This is a genomic window from Aestuariibacter sp. GS-14, assembly GCF_006494365.1.
Classification (GTDB): Bacteria; Pseudomonadota; Gammaproteobacteria; order Enterobacterales; family Alteromonadaceae; genus Alteromonas; species Alteromonas mangrovi.
In genome coordinates, this window is the sequence record NZ_VHIP01000006.1 from 145,027 (window position 1) to 160,836 (window position 15,810).

Here is a 15,810-nt window from a genome sequence, read left to right on the forward strand (position 1 = left end):
AGGGTTTACCAGAAAATAAAGGCAAGTAATACCGCGCCCAGCAGTAATCGGTATATCACAAACGGCAACATTCCAATCCGGCTGATCCAGTTTAAAAACAGAAAAATACACAGGTATGCTGCAACAAACGAAAATCCAGCACCGTAAATAAGTGCGTTCCAGTCGACGGCTGTTTCCGCTTCAACCAAATCCTTTACCGCCAGTAGTCCGGCGCCAAGAATGACGGGAATGGAAAGCAGAAATGAAAAACGCGCGGTACTCTCGCGATCTAAACCTAACATGAGTCCGGCGGTCATGGTGATGCCAGAGCGCGATGTTCCCGGAATTAGCGCCAGCATCTGCGCCAGACCAATAATGACAGACTGCTTTAACGTAATGGATTCCAATTTTTGAACATGCTTTGCTTTCACATCGGCGTACCAGAGCAATAAACCAAATACAATGGTAGTAACGGCGATCACTGCGGCACTTCTGGCGTGGGTTTCAATAATGTCTTTCAAGGCAAACCCGGCGATTACCGCAGGAATTGTTGCAATAACAACAAACCAGGCTAAACGACTATCAGTGGTTTGCTCTTTACGCCAACCATATTGCAAAAACGCCAAAGACATATTGAAGATATCCTGACGAAAATAAATCATAACCGCCAGCAAACTGCCAACATGCACAGCTACATCAAATGCCAGCCCCTGGTTATGCCAGCCCAGGACTTCGGCAGGTAAGATTAAGTGAGCAGAACTACTAATAGGCAAAAACTCAGTTAAGCCCTGAATAATGGCCAGAACAATGATTTCAAATAATGTCATGCCTGTGATGAACTCCATTCAAATGCGATAGGCTGTATAGGCTGGGATGCTTGGTCAAATTGTTGCCAGTGCGATTCGTAGGTATTACCGGTTAAAGGATGCCGCTCACCGGGGATCAGCTCAGCCAGTGGCCGCAGTACAAATGCCCGCTCCAGCATTTCAGGCCGGGGCAGCACTACGGGTGTATTGCATACCTGATCATCAAAGCACAATAAATCCAAATCCATTGTGCGGGAACACGGCGTCTTATGCCAGTTTTTTCGGCCGAACTGCGCTTCAATTTGCTTGAACAAATGATAGGTTTCCAACAGACTTAATGTGGTCTCAACACTGGCAACCCAGTTGTAAAAACCGGGGCCATCGAACCCTACAGCCGGGCAATCGTAAACACTGGACACCCTGACATTGGTAAAATGTTGATTGAGTAACTGATAGGCCTGCCTGGTATGGTATTCACGCTCGATGTTTGAACCGACGCCAATCAGGACACGGTGTACTGTCACGCACGAACCTCATGAGTGATTTGAATGCCCACCTTTTGCGCATCGGGCAAAATGCCCGGTTTCTCAATTTTTAGCACCAACTTTTGGACAGGAAAACGCGCACACAACGCATCAACAATCGCTTTGGATAATGCCTCGAGCAACTCAAAACTAGTTGCAGCGCCTATTTCTTTTACGCACTCGGCAACCGCTGCATAATCAATAGTATGATTAACATCGTCTGAAGTCATTGCCTGAGTCAGGTCTGCATCAATAAGCAGGTCCATGATCAGAATAGTTTGTTGCGTGCGTTCCCAGTCGTACACCCCAATTAAGGTGGGAACACTGAGTCCTTCAATAAAAATTTGTTGCATTTTTATGGCCTCTCGCCAGTGGCGGTGATATCGCAAACGCGCCGGTAAACAGATCATTCAGGCGTTATTTTTGCGCGCAGTATACCATACCAATGCAGCTGTGCAGCCGCTTCCGTATATCGAACTTTTATCAAGCGTCTGGCATTCGCTATTAGATTCTAGTAGTGTGTGCACACTTATTGTATGACACCGGATACAGTCATGATTGCACTGAGTTTACTGATGATAAGCGTGGCCTATTTGGTTGGGTCTGTCTCCAGTGCGGTGTTGATCAGCCGACTATTTCGTTTGCCCGACCCCCGAAAGCACGGTTCTGGTAATCCCGGTGCAACCAACGTGCTGAGACTGGGTGGCCGTTTCCCGGCATTACTGGTGTTGTTAGCCGATATATTAAAAGGTACAATCCCCGTGTACTCCGCCTACTTTATGGGCATTCCTCCCGTCGCATTAGGCCTCATTGCTATTGCTGCCTGTTTGGGTCACATCTATCCACTTTACTTTCATTTTAAAGGCGGGAAAGGCGTAGCCACAGCATTTGGTGCCATGCTACCGATTGGCCCTTCACTGGCGGGCATGCTAATTGCCAGTTGGGCACTGGTGGTATTTATTTGGGGCTACTCGTCTCTGGGCGCGATAGTATCAGTGCTCTTAGCCCCCATTTTTACCTGGTTTATCAAACCCCTGTACACACTTCCGGTAGCAATGCTGTCGATATTGATTCTTTTTCGCCATCGCGACAACATCAAGCGGTTGTTGGCAGGGGAAGAGAGTAAAGTGTGGGACAAAGGCAAAGCCAACGAGTAGTACCTTAGCACAGCCCTGCTTGTGTTAGCGCCTGGTGCCCACAATAAACGAACAGCCGCCAGGTAGAGAACCGGCATTGAGCGAAACAAGTTCAACGTAGTCTATTTCGCCCACAACATCGCTGCCAGTGAATTGCTGTATTTCAAAATAATACTCTGCGTAGGCTAACCCCTCTTTTTGCAATTCTACGAATGGATATTGCCGGTATTTCCAGGTGCCTTTAATCGAATCTTTCATGTAGCCATCGCTTTGGGGCTGAACATCCAGAACAAATGTGCCGTCGTTATCTAAATTCAACGCGGTCACATTTTCACACTGTTTTCCTTCGTATCGGTTGATAAGATCTTGTTTAAATAGCACAAGGTTACTGCCGTTGTCTTCCGGCAATAAAAACAAAGCCAGTGAATTCTTCGTATACCAGTGATTTCCCTCCGTCATACCCTGCGTACGCTTAATCGGAAAACCTGCCTCAACAGACAATTCCTCTGCAAGTGCAATGAATTCAGGATCGCGAAGCAATAGAGAATAAAGAAGGGTATTTTCAGTAATGGATGCTGGCATATCGAAATCATTCATTTTGATTTGATATTGCTTCGACTCCTCTAACGTCTCTTTAACTTCTTTTTTCTGACTTTCACTTAAATATTTTGCGTACACATACACCGTTGGTTTATTCGCACATCCAGCAAGAAATAGACTTGCCATCACCATTAAATAGACGGGTAATTTCATTTCTACATCCCTTTACCATAGAGATTACAAACGTAATTCCTATACTGGCACGATGCAAATAAAGAAAGAATGAAAAGAAATACAGAGGCTTGTAAACCAACGAAAAGCAGACCAGATTTTGCAATTCACATTAGGGCGTGTTGATCTTTGCTGTATTAATTTTGTTCGTTCTAGGTGTTCAGCGATCGCGGCGCATGTTCGCAGGTGCAGTAGTTCTGCATCAAGAGCATGCAACAAAGAGCGGTGGACACCTAGAGCGAACCCTTCGGGCAGCGCCGGTGCAATATTTATACTGCTTCAGCCCAAGTTCATGTAGATGACTACACTTCACTTGCGCTTCATTGTATAAACGTCGCACAGACTGCTGCAAAATCATACAGCAAAGATCAACACGCCCTAGTGAAAAAAGCTTAGCTTTGCTCCCCGTTTAGCTACGGCGTTGATTCAGCCTGCAACATGCGTATTGCTTTTGCCAGACTGGCATCAGATACACCGCCAACGTGCCGGTATATTAACTTGCCATCCCGGGAATAAAACAACGTGGTGGGCAACACGGCAACACCAAACTCCCGGCTTACGTCACCCGTGACGTCCATCAGCATATTGTTCAATGCGAGCTCTTGCTCCGCGAGAAACGCCTGCACCTGAGCGGGCGATTCAGACTGGTTAATCAGCACAATATGAATGTCCGGGTTATGTTGCTGCGCCCTGGCCAGCGCAGGCATCTCGCGCCTACACGGCGGACACCAGGTTGCCCAGAAATTAATCACCAGCGGTTTATCTTTAAAGTCAGACAGTGTTACCGGACTGCCGGCCAGCGCGTCAACCGTAGGCACAGGCATCCACTCTGGACGCAACGATAAGGAAACCGCGACGTAAAGAGGGAGCATAACGGCGGATGTTGCAGCGCCTGCCCACATTAGAGTGGAGCGGATTGCAGGATGGCGATGGATACTATAACTGACGTACAGACCAGTTGCGATCAAGCCACTTCCGACAGAAAAACCGCCGTCGCGAACATCCAGCATAGCCATAACATCACCATGAAAATACGACCACTGTCCGGCAATAAATCCCAGCCTGGCAAAAAAGAAGCCCACAGCAAAGGCACCAAAAACCGCATTGCTGGAAAATTGGTAACAGGTTACTGGGCTATCTGCACGCCGACTAAATACATAACAGCCTGCCCAAGATAGTAATAAAGCACCCCATATCAGCGCATATTCAATAGAGAGCCCCAGTGGCCCTATGGATATACTATGCAAAACTACTTCGCAGTCTGGCTAAATTGCTCGAATGCCAGCATCGCATCGGCGGCGTACATTAGCGAAGGGCCACCGCCCATATAGATTGCCATACCCAGTGTTTCCTCCACTTCCGCTTTAGTCGCTCCCAGTTCAACCAGCGCCTTGGCATGAAAGCCAATACATCCGTCACAACGGGTCGACACCCCAATTGCCAGGGCTATCAGTTCCTTAGTCTTTTTATCAAGCACGCCATCGCGGGTAGCCGCTTGCGCCATTGCTGAAAACCCTTGCATGGTATCGGTGATATCTGAGCGCAGGGCTTTCATGTTACTGGAAATACGTTGGGTAATTTCGGGATAGGACTTGCTCATAATTTGCTCCTGACAGCATGGTGTCAGAGCAGAATTGCTCTGACACACATTGCCGGATTAGTTAACCAGCAAAGCAGGGGCTAACTTCGATAACTCACCGTCTATGGGAGTTAGCAAGTCTAGGCCCATTATCTTTGCCAATGCCGGATAGACTTCCAGATTACTCATGGCAGGCAGCGTGTAGCCCGACTTGAACGCAGGCCCAGCAGCCACAAAGAACGCGCCCATATCGGGATGTTCAGGCAAATAACCATGGCCTCCCGGCCCAACCTTACTGTCTTTGTTTTTAGTAAATTTAGCTGGCGGTGCAATGGTAATAATTAAGTCCCCGGTACGCTTATTATGCGGCATACGGTAGTGCTGACGTTGATCCTCATCAAATACCTGAACACCGGGTAAATCCATAGCGTTAATAATATTGCGCTGCGCATCAATGGCGGCCTGGTCTACTCCGTCCTTGGCATACAACAATATTTGCTCACCTTCATTTAACACCAGAAAATCCTCGCTGATATTTAAATCGGCTTCCACTATTGCCTGGCTGCGGTCAACCGGCGTCATGCCGTGATCCGATACCAGCACCAGATTCACCTTAAACGGCAATGCCTGAATACGGGTATACAGCTGCCCCATAAGGGCATCCAGTTGCTGCACTGCTTCATAGGTTTCTGGTGCATCGGGTCCGTAATCGTGCCCCACGGTATCGACCAGCGAGAAATAGCCAGCAATAAACCGGGGACGGGATTGTTCGGGATACGATAACCATTCCATCATTTGATCTATACGCTGCTGGTAGTCTGCGTATTTCGAATAATGGTAGTGATAAGTTGGCAGTTGCCCGCCAATGCGCGCATCGGATTCAGGCCAGAAAAAAGTAGCCGCTTTTAACCCATGCGTCTCCACCAGGTTCCACATGGGCATCGCCGTAATCCAGGTGCTGTCCTGATACCCTTTCCCCATGCTGTAATAATCGCGGCGGGATTTATCGTAAAACCGGTTGTTAACGATCCCATGGTTCGCTGGCAACAAGCCAGTTAACAATGAAATGTGATTGGGAAAGGTATTAGCCGGATACACGGGCTGCATCGACATTACACGGGTACCTTGCTGCGCTATGGCTGCAATGTGTTTTGCCTGATGCTTTTCTATATAGTCGTGACGGAATCCGTCGATGGAAATCAACACAACGTGCTGGTCTGAAGAATCTGCGAAAACGCGAGGAGTAACTACCGCTAGTAACATTGCAACTAACACAACAAAGCGCTGCATACGAATCAATACCTTTACTGTTATCCAATCATCCAAAACATGTGGGTTAAGGATGGTTTAAAATTCGAATGAATAGTATTTATCGCCGACGAATTACATTCCAGTGAAATTCGCCGGATAACCGGCGAATTTGCGATAACGGTATGATTTTAAAGTGCAGATAGTGTATCAAGAGGCCAACGGGGCTTAACGGATTCAGATAACGGCGTGCGTTGACCGGCTTTCAATCGCTGTAAACCGGCGTACGCAATCATGGCACCGTTGTCGGTACAAAAGCCGAGACTGGGGTAAAATACTTCACCACGCACATCTTGCATCAGCTTTTTCATCGCACTGCGCAATTCGGTATTGGCGCTAACCCCACCTGCGATCACCAGCCGTTTTAAGCCGGTTTGCTTAAGTGCACGTTTGCATTTAATTGCCAGGGTATCGATAACCGCTTCCTGGAAAGCAAATGCAATATTTGCCTTGGTTTGATGACTATCATCGGCATCGCGAATAGTATTGGCTGCAAAGGTTTTTAAACCACTGAAGCTAAAATCCAAACCCGGGCGATCTGTCATCGGCCGCGGGAACGCATAGTGCCCAGGCTCGCCCTGCTCTGCCAGTTTCGCTAGCAATGGCCCGCCTGGATAATCCAGACCCAATAATTTAGCCGTTTTATCGAAGGCCTCACCTGCGGCGTCGTCGATTGACTCACCTAACAATGTGTATTGTCCGATCCCATCTACCTGCACCAGCATTGAATGTCCACCTGACACCAATAGTGCCACGAACGGAAACTCGGGAGCGGTATCTTCCAGCATCGGCGCTAATAAATGCCCTTCCATGTGATGCACGCCAATAACCGGCACATTCCAGGCAAAAGACAGCGACCGCCCCACTGAGGCGCCAACCAACAGCGCCCCCACCAAACCGGGGCCTTGTGTATAGGCAATACCGTCGATATCGCCTTCTTTACACCCGGCGTCGGACAATGCCTTTTGGATTAGCGGGATAATTTTCCTTACATGATCGCGTGACGCCAGTTCAGGTACTACACCGCCGTAATCGGCATGCAGTTTTACCTGGCTGTATAAAGTGTGCGACAGCAACCCGGCTTCGTCGTCATACACCGCAATACCGGTTTCATCACAGGAGGTTTCAATACCTAATACACGCATGGCAGTAAATTCTTTGCTCTAAACTGATCTCATTGGTAAAGTTTACCCGATTCATAGCTTCGTGGACAATCAACAATCTCAATCAGCACAAGCACCAATCAGCAGGCTGACTATTTTTTATCGCCTTTTTTGTTATCCGGACTTTACATCCCGGCCTCGAATGTTTAGAATTTCGCACCATTTTTAACCCGGGTGGTTGAAAAAACCCAGTTGAACCCCGGAAATCCGTTAAGTTTTGAGGTGAGATTTTAATGCCCATCGTTAAAGTAAGAGAAAACGAGCCATTTGACGTAGCACTGCGTCGTTTTAAGCGTTCTTGTGAAAAAGCAGGTGTACTGGCTGAAGTACGTCGTCGTGAATTCTTCGAAAAGCCTACTTGGGAACGCAAGCGCAAGAAAGCAGCTGCTAAAAAGCGTCATCTTAAGAAGTTGGCTCGCGAAAACGCACGTCGCGTAAAACTTTACTAAGCAATGATTGGCAGTGGGGCCTGCTTACAGGCCTCTTTGCATGTCTATTGATTAGCTATCTACGAGTATTCTATGGCACTGATTGACGATTTAAAAGACGCACAAAAAGATGCTATGCGAGCGAAAGAAAAACTTCGCTTGGGAACTATTCGTATGGCCCTTGCTGCCATAAAGCAAAAAGAAATCGACGAACAGGTTACCCTGACTGACGCCGATGTGCTTGCTATTTTAACCAAAATGGTAAAGCAGCGTCAGGATGCTGCGTCACAATATGACGCGGCAGGTCGCGATGATTTGGCGCAAACCGAACGCGCTGAGATTGTTGTTATCGAATCCTTCTTGCCACAAGCATTAACCGACGAAGAACTGTCTGCGTTGATTGATGAAGCCATGACCAGTAGTGGTGCAAGTGGTATGCAAGACATGGGTAAGGTAATGGGCTTACTGAAGCCTAAAGTTCAGGGTCGCACCGACATGGGTGCACTTAGTGCAAAGATCAAACAACGTTTGAATTAATGCCTGCATCCCTGTTTTGCAGCAACAGATTCCCTATTTGCGCATTCCTTCCAGCCTGATACAGTACGTCTACTGTGTACCAGCATTAACTATTTTGGCAATGTGTAGCATTTATGGCAGGTAAGATCCCCCGCGAGTTTATAGATGATTTACTGGCTCGTACCGATATTGTCGAAATCGTCGACAGTCGCGTGCGCCTCAAAAAGGCCGGTAAAAACTACTCTGCGTGCTGCCCGTTCCACAACGAAAAATCGCCGTCTTTCACTGTAGCTCAGGATAAACAGTTCTATCATTGTTTTGGCTGCGGCGCCCATGGCAATGCAATCTCATTTTTAATGGAATTCGATCGCCTTGAATTTGTTGAAGCCATTGAAGAGCTCGCCCGGTTACATGGCATCGACGTGCCCAGAGAACAAGGCATAGGAGCCCGCTCATTTAGTCCTGAGAAAAAACAGCAAACCGAATCTGACTTCCAACTCATGGAAAAAGTCACACGATTTTTCCAGCATCAGCTAAAGCATCACAAACAAGCAAACGCTGCCGTGGACTACCTTAAAAAGCGTGGACTGTCGGGTGAAATAGTTAAGCAATGGGAAATTGGCTATGCCCCACCCGACTGGGATGCGGTACTGTCTGCATTCGGTTCAGACCAACACACACGCAAACAGTTACTTGAATTAAAACTGGTTAATCAGAACGACAACGGCAAGCAGTACGATTTTTTTCGTGACCGCATTATGTTTCCAATTCGGGACAAACGCGGCAGGGTATGTGGATTTGGCGGACGAATCATGGAGGGCAACGGCCCTAAATACCTGAACTCGCCGGAAACCCGCATATTCCACAAGGGCTATGAACTGTTTGGATATCACCATACCCGACAGCAGCGCAACCTGCCGCGCATTTTGATTGTGGAAGGCTACATGGATGTGGTGGCCCTGAGTCAGTTTGACATTCAGTACGCTACCGCAGCACTGGGTACTGCTACCACACAAGAGCACATGACTATGCTGATGCGCAGCAATCAGGAAATTGTGTGCTGTTACGACGGTGACCGCGCGGGTCGGGATGCGGCATGGCGTGCGGTGGAAAATGCCCTTCCCGTATTAAAAGACGGTGTGCACCTCAAATTCCTGTTCCTACCCGACGGCGAAGATCCCGATACCATGGTAAGGAAAATTGGCAAAGAAGCCTTTGAAGCACTGATCGCGCAAGCCGCACCACTGTCGCGCTTCTTTTTCGATACCTTACTTAAACAGCACCCGGTAGGTACACCTGAAGGTAAAGTAGCATTGAAATCTGCAGCTCAGCCCCTGATTGATCAGGTAGCAGGCGAACAACAAAAAATCATGTTGCAGGAAGAGCTTAGCAAGCATGTTGGCGAATACGACCGGTTTAAACTGGACAGAGATATTCGCAACGCCAACGACAGGACGCAGAAGCCCAATCGGGCTGGCACCTTCGACAACATGAAAAAGTCACGCTTGTCGCCGATTCGAATGATGATCCGCCTCCTGCTTGAGCATCCTAACCTGGCAGCCGATTGCAGTGATTCAGTTCAGCCCGCGTTTCTTACCGGCTCAGGCATTGCAGGCCTGCCTGTATTGCAGGATTTGTTTGCGTTCTGTGAGCAATATCCGTCAGCCAGCACAGCCATGGTACTTGAAAACTTCCGCAATCACCCCCACTCTGTCAGCTTGGGTAAAATGCTTATGCAGGAACATTTTGTCTCGGAAGAGGACGCGGCCAGGGTATATCGCGACAGTTTCGCTAAATTGCTGGATTGGCATTTCGACAGCCGCATCGATCAACTTTTATCCAAATCACGTATTAATGCGTTGTCAGCCGCTGAAAAGCAGGAACTAAACTTGCTTATGAAAGAGCGACAGGCAGGCCGATAATTATCAGCCACGGCCAATTAAAATAAACGAGTCAAAAATAGGCAGTAGAGTAGTCAAAATAACGACGGTTCTGTTATACTGTGTAATTCGCTGCCACCGTCGCAAAAGGCAGTTGAACAGACAAAACCACATTGAAGCACGTGTATCTCGATAAGGCGTTCAACGATTATCGAACATTCACACCTGTAAAGTGTCTCACTTTACAGGTTTTGCATTGGTTAGAATTTAAGAAGTGTAGGGTATATGGCGCAAAGCAAGCAGTCTCAGATTAAACTCCTGATTGCGAAAGGTAAAGAGCAAGGTTATCTGACTTTTTCTGAAGTTAATGACCACCTGCCACAGGACATTGTCGATTCAGATCAGATCGAAGACATCATCCGCATGATCAATGACATGGGTATTCAGGTTGCCGAGTCGGCGCCGGATTCCGATGAATTGTTGATGCAGGAAAGTACCACTGATGAAGAAGTTGCCGAAGCAGCCGCACAGGCCCTGGCAACGGTTGAAAGTGAAATCGGCAGAACTACCGACCCGGTGCGCATGTACATGCGTGAAATGGGAACGGTTGAACTACTCACCCGTGAAGGCGAAATTGAAATCGCCAAACGCATTGAAGACGGTATCAATCAGGTACAGTGTTCAGTTGCGGAATACCCGGAAGCCATTACCTACTTACTGGACCAATGGGATCTGTACGAAGCAGAAGAAATTCGCTTAAGCGATATCATTTCTGGCTTTGTTGATCCAAACAGCGAAGAAGACCTTGCCCCTACTGCGACCCACGTTGGCTCTGAATTATCACAGGAAGAACTGGATGATGAAGACGACGATGACGACGATGATGATGACGACGCTGAAGAAGAAGATGACAGCGGCGTTGATCCTGAGCAAGCACGCGAAAAATTTGCCCAGTTACGCGAACAGTACCAAATTACCCGCAAGGTAATTGAACAAAAGGGCCGCACACATGATGCCGCTCGGAAAGAAATCGCAGCGCTTAGCGATATCTTCAAAGAATTCCGTTTAGTACCCAAGCAGTTCGACCGCTTGGTTAAAAACATGCGTGAAATGATGGACCGCGTTCGTATTCAGGAACGTTTGGTTATGAAGTACTGCGTTATTCACGCTAAAATGCCTAAGAAAGATTTCATTAAGGCATTTGCGGGTAATGAAACCACAACCGGATGGCTGGACGCTTTGCTGAAAAGCGGTGCAGTTTATACTGGCTTACTGGCACAGTACAAAGAAGAAATTGAACGTAGCGTAAGCAAGATTTCGCAGGTTGAACAAGAAACCGGTCTGGTTATCGCAGACATTAAAGACATCAACCGTCGTATGTCTATTGGTGAAGCAAAAGCCCGCCGCGCGAAAAAAGAAATGGTTGAAGCTAACTTGCGTCTGGTAATTTCGATTGCCAAAAAGTACACCAACCGCGGCTTGCAGTTCCTGGATCTGATTCAGGAAGGTAACATCGGTTTGATGAAAGCAGTAGATAAATTTGAATACCGCCGTGGTTATAAGTTTTCAACTTACGCAACATGGTGGATTCGTCAGGCGATCACTCGCTCAATCGCCGACCAGGCACGGACTATCCGTATCCCGGTTCATATGATTGAAACCATTAACAAACTGAACCGTATTTCGCGTCAGATGTTGCAGGAAATGGGCCGCGAGCCTACCCCGGAAGAATTGTCTGAGCGCATGATGATGCCTGAAGACAAGATCCGTAAAGTCCTGAAAATTGCCAAGGAGCCAATCTCGATGGAAACCCCCATCGGTGATGATGAAGATTCGCATCTGGGCGACTTCATTGAGGACAGCACCATAGTGCAACCTCTGGATTCAGCAACAGGCAACAGCCTGAAAGACGCGACACAAGAAGTGTTAGCTGGTTTGACAGCGCGTGAAGCAAAAGTACTGCGTATGCGTTTTGGTATCGACATGAACACCGACCATACACTGGAAGAAGTAGGCAAGCAGTTTGACGTTACCCGTGAGCGTATTCGTCAGATCGAAGCAAAAGCATTGCGCAAGCTGCGTCATCCGAGCCGTTCTGAGCAACTGCGCAGCTTCCTTGACGAGTAAGAAAGCCAAGTTGTTACACTAAGTAACCCGTTTCAAAGGCCAGTCACCCGACTGGCCTTTTTTGTTTTCGCTTACCAGAGTAACAATAAATAAAAGTGCCATAAGCAAGTAACAACAAACAGACAACCACAGTGCGCCTTGCTCGTTTGACGCTGCTACAACCACACCCGAAATGGCCGGCGCAATAGTACTCCCAACGCTGCCGCTAAACAGCATCAAGGTAACCAGCATGGGCGGCGCATTAGGGATCTGCTGTGTTCCCAGCGATATTGCGACTTTGTAGATACACGTGGTGAGAAAGCCAAACGCAAACCCAAGAGAAATAAACATTTCTCCAGAGCCACTTGATACCATGGAGAAAGTTAATCCAATAGCCATCATACTGGCACAGATTAACAACCATCTGGTAGGCACAACATTGACCAGTGCCACAGACAGCAGTAATCCAAATATTGACGCGCCCCAGTAATTTCCAACTACTTGCCCTGCCGCGTCCGCTGACAAGCCAAATGCAACCGACAAATAACTGGGGGCCCAGGTAAGAAAACTGGTTTGCGCAATCAGATACGAACACACTGCAAGTGCCATGCATACTACCCGCACATTAACTATCGAGCGAAACTGTAGCCATGCAGAGTTATCTGCAACCGTATTACGACTATTCCCCTGTAATAGTGGACTGCGCGACTCATGTGCTTGCGGGCAATCTCCAGACAGAACAAAAATCAGAATGAGCAGCGCAATTCCACCAACGGCAAGGTAGCTGTACTGCCACGGGTAATGCTGTGCCAGTAACCAACCCGCCAGTGTAGGAAATAGATAACCCGCAGCACTGAATGCACAGTCGGTTGCAATAAACGCCGATGCCCGTCTCTGCGCCTGATAAATCTTGGAAATGATTACCGCACCACCAGACAGCCCACAACCACATGCAAGCCCCAATAACCAGAAGATCGCAGCTACAGCACTGTAACTCTGAGGCATGATTACGCCCAGCACTAACAGTAAAATAAGCAAACCTGAGTAAGTGAGTACCAACAAATATTTTAGCGGAAATCTGGTATACAGGTACATCGACACACAGGTGCCAACCAGCACGCCTCCGGTAAGCCACGAAAACATGCTCACAGCAACCGCCGGCGGAAGCTGTAACGTAGTAGCAACAGCATTCAGAATAACGCCCGCTTGTGTAAGTAGCCCCGACATAACCATATAGCTAAAAAAGGCAATCAGGGTTAAACGTACCTGGTTAAACAGCATCATCGTGGCTCACTTTTGTTACTTGCATAACCAGACCCAATAGCGCTAAAAGGCAAATTCAGTTCTAGCTCCGGTACTTGTAATCCTATCCACGCGGGAAACGTGTTGCTGTTTGGGCCGGGAAAGACCTGGTATTCATTTGCCCAGGGATATCTGGATACCGCATCGGTTATTTGAGGAATCAGTGCGCTGGCCTTAACCCCCTGTACAGACAATAGCTTTTCTGGCTTCGCCCCATACCAATACCGATCGGGTGTTTTCGTGGTATAGGTGCGCAGTGCGGGTTGGCCTTGTCTCACGCGCCAGCCAACCACTTCATACACCGTGTATTCTTCTGCCATTTCGGGCTTAACCGCTATCCATGTGTGCACAGCAAACCAGCCTCGCCAGCTAAAGGCATCAGCCGCATATACTTCGATAACGGCATCGGTTATCAAGTCAGGTGATAACGAAATGCCTGCAGGTTCCCGGCTGGCTGTGCGCCAGTCCTGATTACTAAACGCGACTACACCCAACAATGCAACGAACACTATACCGACCAGTCTACCCATGAGGTTATACCCTTTGTTGAATGAGACTATCTAATCAGTTGAGTGAATTTCAGGCAAGACTACCGCGATAAAACCACCAGCCTGACCGACCAAACATCAACTGGTAATTTAATAATCAAATCTGCATACTGGAATAAAGAAAGGAATCTGACTATGACCTGGATTGACTACAGCATCATTGCCCTGTATCTCGTAGGCTTATTAGCCATGGGGATCAGCTTTCGCAATCAACCCACCCGTAAAGACTATTTCCTGGGTGGGCGCACGCTACCCTGGCCAGCGTTGGCACTGTCGGTAATGGCTACCCAATTATCTGCAATCAGCTTTATTTCGGCGCCTGCTTTTGTGGGATTACGCGAGGGCGGTGGGCTGATCTGGCTGTCTTATGAATTAGCCCTTCCGCTGGCAGTGATGCTGATGATGTGGCGCCTACTCCCTACACTTCATCAAAGCGGAGTGGTGAGTGTTTATGATTTTTTGGAGCGACGGTTCGAACGCTCTACGCGTTTACTCATCAGTTTTGTATTTCAGCTTAGCCGCTCATTCGCCACCGCAATGATGATTTACGCCATCTCGCTGATCCTGCAGGGAACCATGGGGATGGCGCAATGGCACAGTATTGTTCTGATAGGGGTGATCACCCTCATCTACTCTGCGGTGGGAGGCATGAAAGCGGTAGTGTTTGGCGATGCCTTACAAATGTTACTCATTCTGGCCGGAGCCTTGATTTGCTTGGTGATGGCGCTGGATGCAATGGGCGGCATAGACGCCACACTGGCCGCACTTGATACCAATCGCTTGCAGGCCATCAATCTTGACTCCCTGGGTTTACAGGGGAATGACTTTGGCTTACTCCCCATGCTGTTTGGTGGGGTGGTACTCTATGCTTCATACTACGGTTGCGATCAATCTGAAGCACAACGCTCATTGTCAGCGCACAGCATAAGTGATTTACGCAAAGTAATGTACACCGTTGCCTTAAGCCGCTTTCCTATCACCCTGATATATTGCTGCGCAGGATTGGTAATCGGTGCACTGGTTATGCAAACACCAGACTTACAAGCTCAGATTCCTGCCAACAAGCCTGACTGGATGATGCCAGTTTTCATTGTAAACTACCTGCCCACCGGATTAACCGGACTGTTAGTAGTGGCTATCATGGCAGCAGCCATGTCTTCGTTAAGTTCCGCAATAAATAGCCTGGCGGCAGTGACAACAGAAGATATATGCCGGATGAAGGGCAGCGATGTAAGCGACCAACAATATATGCGCTTTGCCAGGCTCGCGGGCATTGGCTGGGGTATGGTTACGCTGTTGTTGTCTTTTTATGCCGGCGATATTGCCCCTACTATCATAGAAGCCATCAACAAAATTGGTTCCGTTTTTTACGGGCCGGTTCTGGCCACGTTTCTGTTGGGGATACATAGCAAGCGCATCACGGCCAAAGCAGCTAACACCGGATTATTGCTGGGTGTCTTCAGCAATACGTTCCTGTGGCTAAGCGATAATCCGCTATTCTGGTTCTGGTGGAACTTTATTGGTTTTGTAATAACAATCGCAACCGCACACGTTACCAATACACTCATTCCCCGAAGCAACAAACCCAGTCCACAACGCATTAGTCAGGGATTAACACCCACATTCATTATTACGCTATTTGTTTGGTGTACCCTGTTGGTCGTTGTGTGTTCTTCTTTGCCGGATTGGTTGATTTAGGTTTTACCCATTGAAACACCATGAAAAGGCCTGCGTTAATTGCAGGCCTAAACTGGTGTATTTTTT

16 protein-coding genes are annotated in these 15,810 nt (G+C 48.0%); 6 read left to right on the plus strand and 10 right to left on the minus strand.

The window, feature by feature from the left end:
• Positions 1 to 5: 5 nt before the first annotated feature.
• From FJ444_RS11815 to folB, 3 genes are read right to left on the minus strand one after another with little or no spacing between them, the layout of a single operon-like run.
• Positions 6 to 806, minus strand: a complete 801-nt coding sequence (locus FJ444_RS11815) for an undecaprenyl-diphosphate phosphatase (protein WP_140958501.1) — start codon at positions 804 to 806, stop codon at positions 6 to 8.
• Complete coding sequence (folK, locus tag FJ444_RS11820; protein ID WP_140958502.1) at positions 803 to 1,309, minus strand: 2-amino-4-hydroxy-6-hydroxymethyldihydropteridine diphosphokinase; 507 nt, start codon at positions 1,307 to 1,309, stop codon at positions 803 to 805. The genes FJ444_RS11815 and folK overlap by 4 nt, the downstream gene beginning before the upstream one ends.
• The gene (gene folB / locus FJ444_RS11825; RefSeq protein ID WP_140958503.1) at positions 1,306 to 1,662 is read right to left on the minus strand and encodes a dihydroneopterin aldolase; all 357 of its coding nucleotides are present in this window, start codon (positions 1,660 to 1,662) and stop codon (positions 1,306 to 1,308) included. Before folB ends, folK begins: the two co-directional genes overlap by 4 nt.
• A 201-nt stretch (positions 1,663 to 1,863) precedes the next feature.
• On the opposite strand from folB, the gene plsY reads away from it, so the two are divergent.
• On the plus strand, positions 1,864 to 2,466 hold the full coding sequence (plsY, locus tag FJ444_RS11830; protein ID WP_140958504.1) for a glycerol-3-phosphate 1-O-acyltransferase PlsY: 603 nt from the start codon (positions 1,864 to 1,866) through the stop codon (positions 2,464 to 2,466).
• Positions 2,467 to 2,490: 24 nt separating this feature from the next.
• On the opposite strand, the gene FJ444_RS11835 is transcribed toward plsY, so the two are convergent.
• The 5 genes from FJ444_RS11835 to tsaD form a co-directional block, all read right to left on the minus strand.
• On the minus strand, positions 2,491 to 3,198 hold the full coding sequence (locus FJ444_RS11835) for a hypothetical protein (RefSeq protein ID WP_140958505.1): 708 nt from the start codon (positions 3,196 to 3,198) through the stop codon (positions 2,491 to 2,493).
• Between the two features lie 431 nt (positions 3,199 to 3,629).
• Positions 3,630 to 4,463 carry a TlpA disulfide reductase family protein gene (locus tag FJ444_RS11840; protein ID WP_140958506.1) on the minus strand — a complete coding sequence of 278 codons (834 nt, stop codon included), beginning with the start codon at positions 4,461 to 4,463 and terminating at the stop codon, positions 3,630 to 3,632.
• 2 nt (positions 4,464 to 4,465) lie between these two features.
• Positions 4,466 to 4,816, minus strand: a complete 351-nt coding sequence (locus FJ444_RS11845; RefSeq protein WP_140958507.1) for a carboxymuconolactone decarboxylase family protein — start codon at positions 4,814 to 4,816, stop codon at positions 4,466 to 4,468.
• A gap of 57 nt (positions 4,817 to 4,873) precedes the next feature.
• On the minus strand, positions 4,874 to 6,085 hold the full coding sequence (locus FJ444_RS11850) for an ectonucleotide pyrophosphatase/phosphodiesterase (protein ID WP_140958508.1): 1,212 nt from the start codon (positions 6,083 to 6,085) through the stop codon (positions 4,874 to 4,876).
• A 149-nt stretch (positions 6,086 to 6,234) separates the two neighbouring features.
• Positions 6,235 to 7,248 (minus strand): tRNA (adenosine(37)-N6)-threonylcarbamoyltransferase complex transferase subunit TsaD, encoded by a 1,014-nt coding sequence (gene tsaD, locus FJ444_RS11855; RefSeq protein WP_140958509.1) that lies wholly within the window; start codon positions 7,246 to 7,248, stop codon positions 6,235 to 6,237.
• A 251-nt stretch (positions 7,249 to 7,499) separates the two neighbouring features.
• Between tsaD and rpsU the strand changes: the two genes are divergently transcribed.
• The 4 genes from rpsU (at position 7,500) to rpoD (ending at position 12,217) form a co-directional block, all read left to right on the plus strand.
• Entirely contained in the window at positions 7,500 to 7,715 is a 216-nt protein-coding gene (gene rpsU, locus FJ444_RS11860) for a 30S ribosomal protein S21 (protein ID WP_140958510.1), read from the plus strand.
• Positions 7,716 to 7,787: 72 nt separating this feature from the next.
• Positions 7,788 to 8,231 (plus strand): GatB/YqeY domain-containing protein, encoded by a 444-nt coding sequence (locus tag FJ444_RS11865; protein WP_140958511.1) that lies wholly within the window; start codon positions 7,788 to 7,790, stop codon positions 8,229 to 8,231.
• A 113-nt stretch (positions 8,232 to 8,344) separates the two neighbouring features.
• Positions 8,345 to 10,132 carry a DNA primase gene (gene dnaG / locus FJ444_RS11870; protein ID WP_140958512.1) on the plus strand — a complete coding sequence of 596 codons (1,788 nt, stop codon included), beginning with the start codon at positions 8,345 to 8,347 and terminating at the stop codon, positions 10,130 to 10,132.
• Between the two features lie 243 nt (positions 10,133 to 10,375).
• Positions 10,376 to 12,217 (plus strand): RNA polymerase sigma factor RpoD, encoded by a 1,842-nt coding sequence (gene rpoD, locus FJ444_RS11875; RefSeq protein WP_140958513.1) that lies wholly within the window; start codon positions 10,376 to 10,378, stop codon positions 12,215 to 12,217.
• 18 nt (positions 12,218 to 12,235) lie between these two features.
• Here the strand turns inward: rpoD and tsgA are convergent, their stop codons facing one another.
• Both tsgA and FJ444_RS11885 read right to left on the minus strand, forming a co-directional pair.
• Positions 12,236 to 13,480, minus strand: a complete 1,245-nt coding sequence (gene tsgA / locus FJ444_RS11880) for an MFS transporter TsgA (protein ID WP_140958514.1) — start codon at positions 13,478 to 13,480, stop codon at positions 12,236 to 12,238.
• Positions 13,477 to 14,028 (minus strand): DUF3750 domain-containing protein, encoded by a 552-nt coding sequence (locus tag FJ444_RS11885; RefSeq protein ID WP_140958515.1) that lies wholly within the window; start codon positions 14,026 to 14,028, stop codon positions 13,477 to 13,479. Before FJ444_RS11885 ends, tsgA begins: the two co-directional genes overlap by 4 nt.
• 153 nt (positions 14,029 to 14,181) lie before the next feature.
• Between FJ444_RS11885 and FJ444_RS11890 the strand changes: the two genes are divergently transcribed.
• Complete coding sequence (locus FJ444_RS11890; RefSeq protein ID WP_140958516.1) at positions 14,182 to 15,744, plus strand: sodium/solute symporter; 1,563 nt, start codon at positions 14,182 to 14,184, stop codon at positions 15,742 to 15,744.
• Positions 15,745 to 15,810 lie beyond the last annotated feature (66 nt).

What these genes read in the sequence shown, in the direction of transcription:
- FJ444_RS11815 (WP_140958501.1), bottom strand. Translation starts at nt 806, where the DNA reads ATGACATTATTTGAAATCATTGTTCTGGCCATTATTCAGGGCTTAACT.
- folB (WP_140958503.1), bottom strand. Translation starts at nt 1,662, where the DNA reads ATGCAACAAATTTTTATTGAAGGACTCAGTGTTCCCACCTTAATTGGG.
- plsY (WP_140958504.1), top strand. Translation starts at nt 1,864, where the DNA reads ATGATTGCACTGAGTTTACTGATGATAAGCGTGGCCTATTTGGTTGGG.
- FJ444_RS11835 (WP_140958505.1), bottom strand. Translation starts at nt 3,198, where the DNA reads ATGAAATTACCCGTCTATTTAATGGTGATGGCAAGTCTATTTCTTGCT.
- FJ444_RS11845 (WP_140958507.1), bottom strand. Translation starts at nt 4,816, where the DNA reads ATGAGCAAGTCCTATCCCGAAATTACCCAACGTATTTCCAGTAACATG.
- FJ444_RS11850 (WP_140958508.1), bottom strand. Translation starts at nt 6,085, where the DNA reads ATGCAGCGCTTTGTTGTGTTAGTTGCAATGTTACTAGCGGTAGTTACT.
- tsaD (WP_140958509.1), bottom strand. Translation starts at nt 7,248, where the DNA reads ATGCGTGTATTAGGTATTGAAACCTCCTGTGATGAAACCGGTATTGCG.
- rpsU (WP_140958510.1), top strand. Translation starts at nt 7,500, where the DNA reads ATGCCCATCGTTAAAGTAAGAGAAAACGAGCCATTTGACGTAGCACTG.
- FJ444_RS11865 (WP_140958511.1), top strand. Translation starts at nt 7,788, where the DNA reads ATGGCACTGATTGACGATTTAAAAGACGCACAAAAAGATGCTATGCGA.
- dnaG (WP_140958512.1), top strand. Translation starts at nt 8,345, where the DNA reads ATGGCAGGTAAGATCCCCCGCGAGTTTATAGATGATTTACTGGCTCGT.
- rpoD (WP_140958513.1), top strand. Translation starts at nt 10,376, where the DNA reads ATGGCGCAAAGCAAGCAGTCTCAGATTAAACTCCTGATTGCGAAAGGT.
- tsgA (WP_140958514.1), bottom strand. Translation starts at nt 13,480, where the DNA reads ATGATGCTGTTTAACCAGGTACGTTTAACCCTGATTGCCTTTTTTAGC.
- FJ444_RS11885 (WP_140958515.1), bottom strand. Translation starts at nt 14,028, where the DNA reads ATGGGTAGACTGGTCGGTATAGTGTTCGTTGCATTGTTGGGTGTAGTC.
- FJ444_RS11890 (WP_140958516.1), top strand. Translation starts at nt 14,182, where the DNA reads ATGACCTGGATTGACTACAGCATCATTGCCCTGTATCTCGTAGGCTTA.